13 protein-coding genes are annotated in these 14,229 nt (G+C 70.0%); 11 read left to right on the top strand and 2 right to left on the bottom strand.

What is annotated here, in order from left to right:
* Positions 1-44 precede the first annotated feature (44 nt).
* A complete protein-coding gene (locus tag STRTUCAR8_RS17420) occupies positions 45-2,801 on the bottom strand; it encodes a penicillin acylase family protein (RefSeq protein ID WP_006377140.1) in 2,757 nt (918 codons plus the stop codon).
* Between the two features lie 199 nt (positions 2,802-3,000).
* Here STRTUCAR8_RS17420 and STRTUCAR8_RS17425 point away from each other — a divergent pair, with 199 nt between their 5' ends.
* From STRTUCAR8_RS17425 to mscL, 6 genes are all read left to right on the top strand, one after another.
* On the top strand, positions 3,001-4,566 hold the full coding sequence (locus STRTUCAR8_RS17425) for a potassium/proton antiporter (RefSeq protein WP_006377142.1): 1,566 nt from the start codon (positions 3,001-3,003) through the stop codon (positions 4,564-4,566).
* A 234-nt stretch (positions 4,567-4,800) separates the two neighbouring features.
* The gene (locus tag STRTUCAR8_RS17430) at positions 4,801-6,078 is read left to right on the top strand and encodes an MFS transporter (protein ID WP_006377141.1); all 1,278 of its coding nucleotides are present in this window, start codon (positions 4,801-4,803) and stop codon (positions 6,076-6,078) included.
* A 69-nt stretch (positions 6,079-6,147) separates the two neighbouring features.
* Positions 6,148-6,495: an FmdB family zinc ribbon protein gene (locus STRTUCAR8_RS49810; protein WP_006377135.1), complete on the top strand. Its 348-nt coding sequence runs from the start codon at positions 6,148-6,150 to the stop codon at positions 6,493-6,495.
* A gap of 100 nt (positions 6,496-6,595) precedes the next feature.
* Positions 6,596-7,447, top strand: coding sequence for an S-methyl-5'-thioadenosine phosphorylase (locus STRTUCAR8_RS17440; protein ID WP_006377132.1), 852 nt, complete (start codon positions 6,596-6,598; stop codon positions 7,445-7,447).
* Positions 7,448-7,712: 265 nt separating this feature from the next.
* Positions 7,713-8,243: a hypothetical protein gene (locus tag STRTUCAR8_RS17445; protein WP_052350892.1), complete on the top strand. Its 531-nt coding sequence runs from the start codon at positions 7,713-7,715 to the stop codon at positions 8,241-8,243.
* 147 nt (positions 8,244-8,390) lie between these two features.
* On the top strand, positions 8,391-8,861 hold the full coding sequence (mscL, locus tag STRTUCAR8_RS17450; RefSeq protein ID WP_006377134.1) for a large conductance mechanosensitive channel protein MscL: 471 nt from the start codon (positions 8,391-8,393) through the stop codon (positions 8,859-8,861).
* Positions 8,862-8,883: 22 nt separating this feature from the next.
* Here the strand turns inward: mscL and STRTUCAR8_RS17455 are convergent, their stop codons facing one another.
* A complete protein-coding gene (locus STRTUCAR8_RS17455; RefSeq protein WP_006377138.1) occupies positions 8,884-9,066 on the bottom strand; it encodes a hypothetical protein in 183 nt (60 codons plus the stop codon).
* A gap of 125 nt (positions 9,067-9,191) precedes the next feature.
* Between STRTUCAR8_RS17455 and STRTUCAR8_RS17460 the strand changes: the two genes are divergently transcribed.
* The 5 genes from STRTUCAR8_RS17460 to STRTUCAR8_RS17480 all read left to right on the top strand — a co-directional run.
* Complete coding sequence (locus STRTUCAR8_RS17460; protein WP_078507228.1) at positions 9,192-10,463, top strand: low temperature requirement protein A; 1,272 nt, start codon at positions 9,192-9,194, stop codon at positions 10,461-10,463.
* Between the two features lie 39 nt (positions 10,464-10,502).
* Complete coding sequence (locus tag STRTUCAR8_RS17465) at positions 10,503-11,534, top strand: P1 family peptidase (RefSeq protein ID WP_006377137.1); 1,032 nt, start codon at positions 10,503-10,505, stop codon at positions 11,532-11,534.
* Positions 11,535-11,785: 251 nt separating this feature from the next.
* Positions 11,786-12,976: a L,D-transpeptidase gene (locus tag STRTUCAR8_RS17470; RefSeq protein WP_006377133.1), complete on the top strand. Its 1,191-nt coding sequence runs from the start codon at positions 11,786-11,788 to the stop codon at positions 12,974-12,976.
* A gap of 209 nt (positions 12,977-13,185) precedes the next feature.
* A complete protein-coding gene (locus tag STRTUCAR8_RS17475; protein ID WP_006377143.1) occupies positions 13,186-13,932 on the top strand; it encodes a DUF6227 family protein in 747 nt (248 codons plus the stop codon).
* A 56-nt stretch (positions 13,933-13,988) separates the two neighbouring features.
* Positions 13,989-14,229, top strand: a 241-nt coding sequence (locus STRTUCAR8_RS17480; RefSeq protein WP_199791690.1) for a hypothetical protein, incomplete at its 3' end; no start/stop codon positions are given.

The following is a 14,229-nucleotide window of genomic DNA, read 5'->3' on the forward strand; positions in this document are numbered from 1 at the left end:
CGGTCCGGAGCTTGGTTCCGGGACTTTCGGGGACTACCGGGTGCTCACGACGGTTTCAGCAGCAGTGTGTCGCTCGTGCCGGAGTCGACCGCCTTGTCCGTGAAGGACCAGTCCAGCAGTTCGCCCTTGACCCACTTGCCCGTCTGGTCGGTGTAGTGGTCGCTGAAGGCGTGGCCGGAGGCGCCCGTCAGGTTGATCCACTTCGACTTGTCGAGGTCGCCGAGGTTGACCACCATCCGCATCGACGGCACCCAGACGACGCCGTAGCCGCCGGCCGCGTTCCAGCCGGTCGCGTTGACCGTCGCCTCGCCGCCGCCGAGGTTCCAGGGGCCGCGGTTGAGGATGTACTTCACGAAGTCGGGGCCCTCGGTGCCCAGGGTCTGGTTCTTCAGGAACAGGCGGTGCAGCCGGCCCCAGCTCCAGGTGTCGATGTCCTTGCCCAGCTTGGCGGTCAGCTCCCAGCGGGCGTCCGACATGGCGCGCGCGAACAGCTGGTCGCGGTTGGTCGCGGCCTTCTCGGTGCGCGTGCCCGGCGTGCTCCACCAGTCGTTGTCCTGGTCGTTGATGATCTTGCGGACCACCTCGAACCAGCGGTCGCCGCCGTCCGGCTGGGCCTGCTCCGCGTCCCGCTGACCGCATTCGAGCACCGGCTGGTCCGCGTCGGCGGGGCCGGTGGTGTTCACCGGCCTGACGTACAGGCACTGGCCCTTGACGCGCACCTCCTTGGGCAGCTTGTTGCCGAAGGCGAGCTTCAGGATGTTGCGCCAGACCGAGTTGAAGTAGGCCGCCGCGGCCGAGTCGGCGTCCTGGGTGTAGTCCCAGCCCACGAGGAGCTTCTGCGCCTCACGGACGGACTTGTCGTCGACGTCGATCGCCAGCAGCTTGGGCACCAGCAGCTTGGCGATCTCGCTGCTGTTGTCCAGCTGCATCTGGCGCATGTCGTCGGTGGAGATCTTGCCGCCGCCCTTGATCTTCGAGGCGATCAGGTCGGCGATGCGCTGGCTGCGGGTGCCGTAACCCCAGTCCGTGGTGAGCGTGTAGGGGTACTTGGCCTTGTCGACGACGGCCTGGTTGGCGGTCACGATGTAGCCGCGCTTCGGATTGAACTCGAAGGGCAGTTCGGCCTGCTTGAGGTAGCCCCTCCAGCGGTACTTGGAGTCCCAGCCGGGGACCGGGAGCGAGCCGTCGTCGCCCGCCGCGCGCGTGGGGATACGTCCCGGCAGCTGGTAGCCGATGTTGCCCGTGGTGTCCGCGTAGACGAGGTTCTGCGAGGGCACGTCGAAGGAGGCCGCGCCCGCGCGGAACTCGGTCCAGTTCGACGCCTTGTCGATCAGGAAGACGGCGTCCATGGAGGTGCCGGGGTCCAGCGCGGTCCAGCGCAGCGCGATGCCGTAGCCGTCGCCCCGGTCGGGGGCCGCGGTGTCGACGGTGGCCTTTTTGCCGACCTGGACGAGCTGGTCGTCCCGGTCGGACAGAAGGGGCCCGTCGTCGGTCTCCCGGACGACGATCTTCTTGGACGCGCCGCCGGCGACCTTGATGGTCTCCTCGCGCGTGATGAAGGGCTTCGTCCTGCCGTCGTACAGGTAACCGTCGCCGGAGAGCTTCTCCAGGTAGAGGTCGGTGACGTCGGCGCCCGAGTTCGTCATGCCCCAGGCGATGTCGCCGTTGTGCCCGATGATCACACCGGGCATGCCCGCGAAGGTGTACCCGGAGACGTCGTACTGGCACTTGGCGGAGACGCTGCGGCAGTGCAGGCCCATCTGGTACCAGACGGACGGCAGCGCGGGCGACAGGTGCGGGTCATTGGCCAGCAGCGGCTTTCCGGTGATGGTGTGGTCACCCGAGACGACCCAGGAGTTGGAGCCGATGCCGTTGCCGTTCACCCCGACGGCCGTCGGGACGTCGTCGAGGACCCGGTAGAGGCCCTCCAGCTGGCTCTGGAAGGCCGCGGAGTCGACTGACGAGGTTCCGGACGCGCCCGAGGACCCCGACTGCGCGCTCGCGCCGCTGTCGCCCTGGACGTACGTCTGGGTCGCCGCGTCGTACGCGCCTTCCTGGACGATCGGCTTGTTCCGGCTGTACGGGTACTCCGGGTACAGGTCGGCGATCTGCTTCGGTCCGAGGCGGCTGGTCAGCAGGGAGCGGTCGATCTCGTCCTGCATGTTGCCGCGAAGGTCCCAGGCCATCGCCTTCAGCCACGCGACCGAGTCGACCGGGGTCCACTCCTGCGGCTTGTAGTCGTTCTCGAACCCGAGGGCCGCGTACTCCAGGGAGATGTCCGCCCCGTCCTTGCCCTTCAGGTAGGCGTTGACTCCCTTGGCGTACGCCTGGAGGTACTTCTTCGTGGCGGCCGACAGGGTCTTGTCGTACTCCTCCTTGGCCACCCGGTCCCAGCCCAGGGTGCGCAGGAACTCGTCGTTGTCGACCTGCCCCTTGCCGAACATCTCGGAGAGGCGGCCCGACGTCATGTGCCGGCGGACGTCCATCTCGTAGAAGCGGTCCTGCGCCTGGACGTAGCCCTGCGCCATGAACAGGTCGGCGTCGGAGGAGGCGTAGATCTGCGGGATTCCGTAGCTGTCACGCTTGACGTCGACGGGCCCCGAGAGGCCTTCGAGGGTGATTGAGCCCTTGGTCTGCGGGAAGGAGGCCCGGACGGTACTGACGGACCAGTACGCGCCGTAGGCCAGGCCACCGATGATGGCCAGGACCAGGACAATCACGAACAGTCGGGCTTTGCGCCCCTTCTTCCTGCCGGACTTGCCGGGCTTGTGTCCGGAAGAGCTGGTGGTAGTGGGGGGCATCGCTGTCCTTGCTGTCCTAACGCGAGCGGCAGGCGGTACTGGAGTGCTGGAGCAACCATAGGCGCAGGGCCCGGCGCGACTTGACGCGGAGTCGGGTACGCGAACGGACAGGCATTCGATCATGCCTGTGGAAGTGTCAAGAAATCGTCAAGAGTTAGGTAAGGTAACGAAGTACTTGGGTACGCGGTGGCCTCACCTCGTGTCCGATGTACGTGACCCGCGCGCGTGCCGTGCGTGGGCCAGGGAAGGGAACGGCCCGCTGACTGTCCACGACCTCAACCAGCTCCTGCTCGTCTGCTCGCTCGTCCTCCTCATCGCTGTGGCAGCGGTCCGGATCTCCTCGCGCAGCGGGCTCCCCAGCCTGCTCGTCTACCTGGGGATCGGTATCGCCATGGGCCAGGACGGCATCGGCGACATCCACTTCGACAACGCCGAACTGACCCAGGTCATCGGGTACGCGGCCCTGGTCGTGATCCTGGCCGAGGGCGGCCTCGGCACGAAGTGGAAGGAGATCAAGCCGGCCCTCCCGGCCGCCTCCGCGCTGGCGCTGGCGGGCGTCGCGGTGAGCGTCGGGGTCACGGCGACGGCCGCGCACTACCTGGTCGGGCTGGAGTGGCGGCAGGCGTTCATCATCGGCGCGGTGGTGTCCTCGACGGACGCGGCGGCGGTCTTCTCCGTCCTGCGGAAAATCCCCCTCCCCGCGCGCGTGACGGGCACCCTGGAGGCCGAGTCGGGCTTCAACGACGCCCCGGTGGTCATCCTGGTCGTATCGCTGTCCACGGCGGGCCCGGTCGAACACTGGTACACGCTGCTCGGCGTGATCGTCATGGAGCTGGCCATCGGCGCCGCCATCGGCATCACGGTCGGCTGGCTCGGCTCCTGGGGCCTCAGGCACGTGGCCCTGCCCGCGTCCGGCCTCTACCCCATCGCCGTGATGGCGATCGCGGTCACCGCGTACGCCGCCGGCGCCATGGCCCACGGCAGCGGCTTCCTCGCGGTCTACCTGGCCGCCATGGTCCTCGGCAACGCCAAGCTGCCGCACTGGCCGGCCACCCGCGGCTTCGCCGACGGACTCGGCTGGATCGCCCAGATCGGCATGTTCGTCCTGCTCGGCCTGCAGGTGACCCCGCACGAGATGGGCGACGACATCTGGCCGGCGCTCGTCATAGGGCTGGTCCTGACCATGGTGGCGCGCCCACTGAGCGTGTTCGTCAGCCTGACGCCGTTCCGCGTGCCGTGGCAGGAGCAGACCCTGATGTCCTGGGCCGGGCTGCGCGGAGCCGTGCCCATCATCCTGGCGACGATCCCCATGGTGAGCGGCATCGAGGACAGCCGCCGCATCTTCAACATCGTCTTCGTCCTGGTCGTCGTCTACACCCTCGTCCAGGGCCCGACGCTGCCCTGGCTGGCCCGCAAACTGCACCTCGGCAAGGGCGACGAGGCGGCCGACCTCGGCATCGAGTCCGCCCCGCTGGAGCGCCTGCACGGGCATCTGCTGTCCGTCGCGATACCCGACGGCTCCAAGATGCACGGCGTCGAGGTGGGCGAGCTGCGACTGCCACCGGGCGCCGGGGTCACCCTGGTCGTCCGCGATGAAAAATCGTTCGTTCCGCTGCCGACGACCATCCTGCACCGCGGCGACGAACTCCTCGTGGTGACCACCGACCCGGTCCGCGACGCCACGGAACGCCGGCTGCGGGCCGTGGGACAGGGCGGCAAGCTGGCGCAGTGGCTGGGGACGGGTGGCAACGGAGCAGAGGCGTGACACACCTCGCTTCTTCCTTTCGCAGGCCTATTAACCCGCTTCCCCTGTACAGTGAAGGCGCACCCTGATCGAACCAACTCTGTCTGAAGCAGAGCTGGCGCGACCGTATGGCGGCCGGGACATCCTCGTACAGGGGCGTCGGCATCTACCGCAGTCCGCGCAAGAGGACAGCTCTCGGCGCCGCCCGCCATGAAAAGAGGGGCCGCGCCACCAGGCGGCAGAAAGGCATGGGCCGTGGCATCCACGGTCACCTACGGACAGCTGCTCCGCACCCCCGGCGCCTGGACGTTCCTGCTCCCCGGTTTCGCCGCGCGACAGCCGTTCGCGATGCTCACCATCTCCATCGTGCTGCTCGTCCAGCACACAACCGGCTCGTACGGGACCGCCGGCGCCGTGGCAGCCGTAACCGGCGTCTCCATGGCCCTGTGCGCGCCCTACGGGGGCCGCCTGGCCGACCGCCACGGCCAGCGCACGGTCCTCGTCCCCGGCGTCGTCCTGCACGCCCTGTCCGGTCTCACCCTGACGACGCTGGCGCTGACCGGCGCTCCCCTGTGGACGCTGTTCACGGCCGCCGCCCTGACCGGCGCCACCACGCCCCAGATCGGCCCCATGGTCCGTGCCCGCTGGGCGGCGAAGCTCCAGGACTCGCCCCTCGTGCCGACGGCGGCGGCCTTCGAGTCCGTCACCGACGAGCTGACCTTCGTCGTCGGCCCCCTGCTCGCCACCGCCCTGTGCACCGCCGTCGACCCGGCCGCCGGCCTGGTCACCGAGGCCGCGCTGACCCTCGTCGGCGGCCTCCTCTTCGCGGCGCAGAAGAGCACCCAGCCGCCGGTGGTCACCGACAGCTCGCTCAGCGGGCCGCACGCGCGCGGGGAACGTGTTTCGGCACTGGGCATCCCCGGGGTACGCGTCCTGATCGTCGCCTTCCTGGGCATCGGGGCCGTCTTCGGCGGGATGCAGGTCTCGCTCGCCGCGTTCAGCGAGTCCACCGGCAACCCCGGCCTGAACGGCGTCCTGTACGGGGTCTTCGCCGCCGGCAACATGCTCTCCGGCCTCGTCTGCGGAGCCGTCGCCTGGCGCACGGCCCCGCAGCGGCGCCTGGTCGCCGGGTACGCGGCACTGGCGGTCACCGCCTCGGGCCTGTGGACGGCGGAGTCCGCGCTGACGCTGGCCGGGCTGGGCCTGCTGGTCGGCATGTGCATCGCGCCCGCCCTGATCACCGGCTACACCCTGGTCGACAGTCTGGTCCCGGCGGGCACCCGCACCGAGGCGTTCACCTGGCTCACCGGCGCGGTCGCCCTCGGCCAGGCGGCGGCCGTCACCGTCGCCGGCCAGCTGGAGGACCGCCTCTGGGACGGCGCCGGGTTCCTGGTCCCCATGGGCGGCACCCTGCTGGCCCTCGCGACCCTCGTGTCCCTGCGTTCACGTCTCACGCCGGACCCGGCGAACCACCCGGCGAGCCGGACTCTCGCACGTGGCGTCGGTCACCGCGTGCCGGTGACAGTGGACTGATCCCCAGGAATACGTCACACTGGACCGTCGTTAGCACTCATCGAGTGAGAGTGCCAGGAGGAAGACAAAGTGCCGACCTACCAGTACCAGTGCACCGAGTGCGGCGAGGGCCTTGAAGCGGTCCAGAAGTTCACCGACGACGCCCTGACCGAGTGCCCCGCCTGCAACGGCCGCCTGAAGAAGGTGTTCTCCGCGGTCGGCATCGTCTTCAAGGGCTCCGGCTTCTACCGCAACGACAGCCGCGGCTCGTCGTCGAGCAGCGCGCCCGCGTCGAAGCCGTCGACGGCCTCTTCTTCGACGTCGTCCTCCTCGGACTCGTCGTCGAGTTCGTCGAGCTCCTCGTCGTCGGGCTCGTCCTCGTCGTCCAGCTCTTCGTCGGGCTCCAGCAGCTCGTCGAGCACCAGCTCGGCCGCGTAGCACCGCCTCTTCGCCCACTGGACCCTGTCGTCGTACGACGACGGGGTCTTCGGCGTTTCCGCGTGCTCGCCGGGTGGCTCCCAGGCCCTAGGGTGCGGGCATGGTGAATCAGGTGAATCCCGCGGGTGCCGAGATCGGTGTGATCGGCGGCTCCGGCTTCTACTCCTTCCTCGACGACGTGACCGAGATACAGGTCGACACGCCGTACGGCTCCCCCAGTGACTCCCTGTTCTTCGGCGAGCTCGCCGGCCGCCGGGTCGCCTTCCTGCCCCGGCACGGTCGCGGCCACCATCTGCCGCCGCACCGCATCAACTACCGCGCCAACCTCTGGGCGTTGCGCTCGGTCGGTGTACGCCAGGTGCTCGCCCCGTGCGCGGTGGGCGGGCTGCGGCCCGAGTACGGACCGGGCACGCTGCTCGTGCCGGACCAGCTGGTCGACCGTACGAAGTCCCGGGCGGGGACGTTCTTCGACGGGCTGCCGCTGCCCGGCGGTACCGTCCCGAACGTGGTGCACGTTTCCCTCGCCGACCCCTACTGCCCCGTCGGCCGCAAGGTCGCCCTGGAGGCGGCGCGCGGGCGCGACTGGACACCGGTGGACGGCGGCACACTGGCCGTGATCGAGGGGCCGCGGTTCTCGACCCGCGCCGAATCCCTCTGGTACCGGGCTCAGGGCTGGTCGGTGGTGGGCATGACGGGCCATCCCGAGGCGGCGCTGGCCCGTGAACTGGAGCTCTGCTACACGACGTTGGCCCTCGTCACCGACCTCGACGCGGGCGCGGAGACCGGCGAGGGCGTCTCGCACGAGGAGGTCCTCCAGGTGTTCGCGCAGAACGTCGACCGGATGCGGGGCGTGCTGTCCGACGCGGTGGCCGCGCTGCCGGTCGGCCAGACGCGGGACTGCCTGTGCACGAAGGCGCTGGGCGGGATGGATCCGGGGTTCGAGCTGCCCTGACGCCGGTGCGGATTACGAGCTCCGACGGGGCCAAACCTCCCTTTCGGGTGAGCGAGTTGTCCACAACCGGCGAGTAGTACACAGGCCTCAGCACGGTTCGCCGAGAAGCCTCATCGTGGGAGCGCAAGCAGATCCCTCGTCACAGGTGGTGGTCCCCGTGTCCTCCGTACGCGCCGCGTATTCAGTGCATCCCGCGCCCTCCGTGCTCTCCGCGCCCTCGGATCGTCCCGTGCATCCGGTGCCCTCCGCGCATCCCGTACGTCCCGTGCGGTCTGTCCCCCTCGTCCCCGCGCCCTGCGAGGTGCCGCACTTCGCCCCCGTGCGGGTGCGCGGCGGGGGGTATCAGCTGCGGCGCCTGGTACGGCACCGGAGGCGGGCGCTCGCCCTCGGCCTCGCGGTGACGGCGGCGGCGATCGTCGCGGCGGGCCCACGCGAGGCAACGGGGCCGGCGCCCGACACCGGCCGGGTCCGGGGTCACCCCGTGGCGGATCCCGTGCGGGCACGCCCGGCGGTGGAGATGGTGACGGCACCGGTACGGATCGCCGACGCGGCCACGGTCCGGTTGCTGCGTCCCGGTGACCGGGTCGACGTCATCGCGGCGGAGGAGTCCCCGACGGGCACCGCCGCCAGGGTGGTCGCGCGCCGGGCACGGGTGACGCAGGTTCCGGAGGCCCCGACGTCGCAGGACAGCGTGGCCGAGGGCGGGGCGCTGGTCGTGCTCTCGGTCCCGCACGCCACGGGGTCCCTGCTGGCCGGCGCTGGTGCTACGGCGCGGTTGGCGGTGACCCTGTGGTGAGCCGACGCGTGATCTCCTCGAACCGTCCACCGTCAAGTCCCTCGTTGGAGTCACCCAATTGGACAGCCCTGCCGGGCGTTGACGTAGGTTGCGGAGCTGTTTGTTCCACCATTTGCGTGTACGACGTGTACGAGGAGAGGCCCCGCGGTGAGCGAGAAGAAGCAACCGAGCGTCTGGGACGGCTTCAAAGCCTTCCTGACGCGCGGCAACGTCGTCGATCTGGCGGTCGCGGTGGTCATCGGTACCGCGTTCACCAACATCGTCAACTCGGTGGTCAAGGGCGTCATCAACCCCATGGTGGGGGCGTTCGGGACCAAGAACCTGGACAACTACAGCTCCTGCATCAAGGACCCCTGCACCGGCACCGGCGACACCGCGACCGGCATCCGGATCATGTGGGGCTCAGTCCTGGGCTCCACGCTCACCTTCCTGATCACCGCGGCCGTCGTCTACTTCCTGATGGTCCTGCCGATGGCGAAGTACCTGGCCAGGGTGTCCGCCCGCCAGAAGGCGAAGGAGGGCGCGCAGGAGGTCATCGAGGTGAGCGAGCTGGAGGTCCTCAAGGAGATCCGCGACGCCCTGGTGGCCCAGCGGGGCACCGGGTACGACGAGCGGTAAGGACCGGCCTGGTTCGGCGGGTTCAGAGGTGGTGGGGCGGCTTCTCGTCGAGGAAGCGCTTCAGGTCGGCCGCGCTGTCGCCGCCGTCGCCCGGGCGCTCGCCCCACCCCCGGTCCGTGTCGTCCGACGACTGCTGGTCCAGCGGGTCGTCGAAGATCAGCGCGGGCTTCGGCTCGCGCGGTCCGGGGGCGGCGGGGCTGCTCATGGCTCCAGGGTACGTCCCTCCTGCCGGGGCCTGGCCGGGCCGTGGGGCGCCCGCCGGATCACGATCACGCTCCGGCGCCGCCCTTCGGCCTGCACCCTGGGTGCCCGTCTGCTGTGCTGGGGCGTATGACGTCCAGTTCCTCGCCTGTGTCCGACGCACCCGACGCACCCGACGCACCCGATACCTCGGGCGGTGGCAGCCTCGGTGCGCCCCTGCGCAGGCTGACCGCGCGCGGACGCGACGAGTCGCACCGGGTCGCCTCGCCGCTGGAGCTCTTCTTCGACCTGTGCTTCGTGGTGGCCGTCGCCCAGGCGGGCGTCCAGTTGGTGCACGCCGTCGCGGAGGGGCACGCGGGCGAGGGCATCCTCAACTACGCGATGGTCTTCTTCGCCATCTGGTGGGCCTGGATGAACTTTTCCTGGTTCGCCTCGGCCTACGACAACGACGACGTGCTCTACCGGGTCGTGACCCTTGTCCAGATCGCCGGTGTCCTGGTGCTGGCGGCCGGAGTCTCGCGGGCCTTCGAGCACCACGACTTCGTGCTCGTCTGGCTCGGCTATCTGATCATGCGGCTGGCGATGGCCGCCCAGTGGCTGCGGGCCGCCCGCGCGGCCGACGGCGCCGAACGGACGACGGCAGTGCGGTACGCCGGTGGCGTGCTCCTGTGCATGGTCGGCTGGCTGGGGCTGGTGGTCCTGCCGGAGTCGGGCCGCCCCTGGGTGTTCCTGGTGATGGCGCTCGTCGAACTAGCGGTCCCCGTATACGCGGAGCGGAGCTTCACCACCCCCTGGCACCCGCACCACATCTCCGAGCGGTACGGGCTGTTCACCATCATCGTGCTGGGCGAGGCGATCGCGGCGGCGACGGTGGCCGTGAAGTCAGGTGTGGAGGAGAACGACGCGCTGGCCGATCTGCTGCCGATCGCGGCGGGCGGGCTGCTGATCGTGTTCTCCGCCTGGTGGATCTACTTCGCCGTCCCGATCCACGGACGGTTGCGTACCAGCGGGCAGGCGTTCCTGTGGGGGTACGGCCACTACCTGATCTTCGCGTCGGCCGCCGCGATCGGCGCGGGCCTGGAGGTGGCGGTCGAGCAGACGGTCGGCAAGGCGCACCTCTCCACGACGGCCGCGTCCGCTGCCGTGACCCTGCCGACGGCGCTCTACCTCGTCACGGTCTGGGCTCTGCACTCGCGCTACTTCAAGGTGGGCGTCGCCGAGCAACTGGTCCTGCCGTGCACGGCGTTGCTGGTGATCGTGTGCACGTTCCTGGGCGACTGGGCGGTGCTCGCGGCGGGACTCGTGTCGGCGCTCGCGGTGGCGACGGGGGTGACGCTGACCGCCCGGGCAGCGGCCGGGGAGCGGCGGGCGAGAGACGCGGAAGCGGCGAAGGAAGGCTGAGGAGGCGGAGGAAGGGGGCGCTGGACAACACTGGGCGTCATGACAGTTGACGCTCTGACAGATGTCGCCGGCCTGCGGGTGGGGCACGCGACCCGTATCGGCGACGGGTGGCTCACCGGGACGACGGTCGTGCTCGCACCGGAGGGTGGAGCCGTGGCGGCCGTTGACGTGCGGGGCGGCGGACCCGGCACCAAGGAGACGGACGCCCTGGATCCGCGCAACGTCGTGCGAACCGTCGAGGCGGTGGTGCTGACGGGCGGCAGCGCGTACGGGCTGGACTCGGCGTCGGGGGTGATGGCGTGGCTGGAGGAGCGGGGTCGCGGGGTGCGGGTCGGGCCCGGTCCCGGGCACGTCGTGCCGGTGGTGCCCGCCGCCTGCGTCTTCGACCTGGGCCGGGGTGGCGACTTCCGGGCCCGGCCGGACGCGGCCACCGGTCTGGCGGCCGTCGAGGAGGCCGCCGCGAGCGAACCCGGCGCGCCCGTCCCGGAAGGGTGCGTGGGCGCTGGTACGGGGGCCGTGGTCGGGCATCTCAAGGGCGGGGTCGGCACCGCGAGCACCGTCCTCCCGTCAGGGATCACGGTGGCGGCGCTGGTGGTGGCCAACGCGGCGGGGTTCTCGGTGGATCCGGAAACGGGGGTGCTGTACGGGGAGTTGTTCGAGGGGCGGCGGGTCGGGTATCCGTCGGCCGGTGTGCACGAGGCGGCGCGGCGGCGGCTGGCCGAGGTCGCCGCGCAGGCTCCTCTTCCGCCGCTGAACACCACGCTGGCGGTGGTCGGGACCGACGCGGTGCTGTCGAAGGCGCAGGCGCAGAAGGTGGCCGGCACGGCGCACGACGGCATCGCGCGGGCCGTACGGCCGGTGCATCTGCTCACCGACGGCGACACGGTGTTCACGTTGGCGACGGGGGCGCGTCCGTTGGCCGAGGACAACCCGCTCGCGCTGAACGAGATCCTGGAGGCGAGCGCGGACCTGGTGACGCGGGCGATCGTCCGGGCGGTGCGGGCGGCGGAGTCGGTGACGGGGCCGGGCGGGGCGTGGCCGTCGTACAGGGAGTTGTACGGGGAGCTGTAGGGGGAGCAGTCCTAAGGCACCGGGGGCGCCTGGGGCCAGTAACTCGTGCCGTCTTCTTCTCGGTTGAGGTGTGATTGTCGCGGTTCTGTCACGTGATGGACGTGAACATGATCGGCGGGAACCCGGGCCGGGGGTGATCCCCTCTTTCCTCACGCAGCGGAACGGATCACCCACATCACACAAAACTGGAGCAGCCCGTGACAACGCCGAACACAACAGCTCGGCGCGCACTGGGGGCATGTGCCGTCCTGATGGTCGGCGCCCTGAGCCTCACCGCGTGCGGTGGCGACAACAGCGGAGACGACGACGGCAAGGGGGGCAAGGGCGGTAGTGGCAGCGGCAAGGGCAGCAGCTCCGTCGCGACGTCGGCCGTGCGGATCGCCATCTCCGCGAAGGACGGTTCGGCGGGCGCGTCGGTCAACACGACCGGCGTGAAGGTCAGCGGCGGCACGCTGACCGACGTGCGGATGACCGTCGCGGAGACCGGGGCGGCCGTGGCGGGCGCGGTCTCCGCGGACGGGCGCAGCTGGCGGCCGGCGCAGCAGTTGGAGCGGGGGACGCGGTACCGAATAGCGGCGACCGCGAAGGACGCCGACGGGGGGACCCAGGCCGCCGACTCGACCTTCACGACGGTCACCAAGGCGAACAGCTTCATCGGGACGTACACGCCGGACAACGGGACGACGGTCGGGGTGGGGATGCCGGTCTCGTTCACCTTCGACAAGGCCATCAGCGACCAGGCGGCCGTGCGGTCGCACATCACGGTGACGTCGAGCAGCGGGCAGGAGGTGGTGGGGCACTGGTTCGGAGCGCAGCGGCTCGACTTCCGGCCCGAGGAGTACTGGAAGGCCGGCTCCAAGGTCACGATGAAGATCGACCTGGACGGGGTGAAGGGCGCGAACGGCGCGGTCGGGGTGCAGAAGAAGACCGTGAGCTTCACGATCGGGCGTTCGCAGGTGTCCACGGTCGACGTCAACACGCAGACCATGACGGTCGTAAGGGACGGCCAGACCGTCAAGAGCATCCCGATCTCGGCCGGCGCCCCCGAGTTCACCACGTACAACGGGCAGATGGTGATCTCCGAGAAGCTGCGGGAGACGCGGATGGACAGCCGGACGGTCAACCTGGCCAACGCATACGACATCAAGGACGTCCCGAACGCGATGCGGTTGACCACCTCCGGGACCTTCGTCCACGGCAACTACTGGTACAAGAAGAGCGACCCGCCCTTCGGGCGCACCGGCCTGAGCCACGGCTGCGTGGGTCTGCAGGACGTGCAGGGGGGTCAGGGGGACACTCCCGCCAAGTGGTTCTTCGACCACTCGTCGATCGGTGACGTCGTGATCGTCAAGAACTCCGCCGACAAGCAGGTCGCGCCGGACAACGGTCTCAACGGCTGGAACATGTCGTGGAGCGAGTGGACGGCAGAGAGCGCTGCCTGAGGGACGCTGACGTCCGGCAGCGTCTGAAGTGCCGCCGGAGCAGGGCGTGTTGGACGGATCATTTGACGGTTTTCGGGGCCGTGCGGGAACTTTTCGCGCGGCCCGGGCGTCTTCAGGACGTACGTTTTCTCGGTTCCCGGACATGATGTCCGACCGAGGGGCTACGGTATGCACCCACAAGGTGACATGCAGCAACGCCGGGAGAAGCCTTGAGCGTTCCGTACGAGACGGCAGCGTACGAACCACCCGAGTCGCCCGAGTCTCCGGAGGAGCATCTCGAGCGGCTCCTGGGTCGTGCGCTGAACTCCTTCGAACTGCCCGACGACGCGATACGGCGGCTCGACTGCGCGCTGGCGCACGACAGTTCGCTGCACTCGGCGCACCACAGCGCGGGCCTGCACCGCGAGACGTACCGCCACACCTGGCTGCTCGCCGACGGTTCGGCGCTCACCCTGTGGGAGCTGGTGCACAACACCACGCCCGGGGCGGGTCCGCAGGCCGAGGTGTACGTCGACGAGGAGGAGCTGCGCGCCGCCACGGCCCGGCTCCCGCTGCCCGCGGACACTCCTGACTTCGAGCTGCCGGTGACGGTGCAGCTGGCCGCGGTCGTCCAGCCGCGGCACATGTACGTTCCGGACGACTCGGCCGATCACGCGCGGCGTTTACTGAGGCGGGCGGAGAACGCGGACCGGCCGGGGGCGGAGACCGCCGAGCTGCTGCGTGAGGCGTTCGCGCACCAGATCACGCAGGCGTTCGGGCGCCCGTGCCGCGCGGGCCGGTCCGGTATCGGCTTCTCGCTCTACGAGCACGCCTTCCTGCTGCCCGGCGGTGAGGAGGTCTCCCTCTGGGAGATCGAGCACACGGCCACGCCCGACGGCAGGCACATGTGCGAGGTGTATCCGACGGAGGACCGGGCGCGGGACGCGATGGAGCGCCGGGCGGCGCGGACGTCGTAACCCCCGAACCGAAGTCGAAAACCCCGAAACCCCCGGTGGGCCGGCAGAAAATCTCCATGTCGCTGGTGGAACTCGCCCCCGGACTCGGTCTGCCGCCCTGCGGCGACTTGCCCTCGACCGTGGCCGCCGTTCTGGAGGCCCTGCGGATCGGATTGCCCTATACGAACTGGCTGTTGGTCTTCGGGAACGCCGAAAGCCCGGAAGCGGTACCCCATTTCTTCCCCGTCGGGGGGCCCGGCAACATCCTCATCACCTCCCGAAACCCCCACTGGGCGAGCATCGCCCGCCCGTTGGAGG

Origin of the sequence: Streptomyces turgidiscabies Car8 (genome assembly GCF_000331005.1) — a bacterium.
GTDB classification, from domain to species: Bacteria; Actinomycetota; Actinomycetes; order Streptomycetales; family Streptomycetaceae; genus Streptomyces; species Streptomyces turgidiscabies.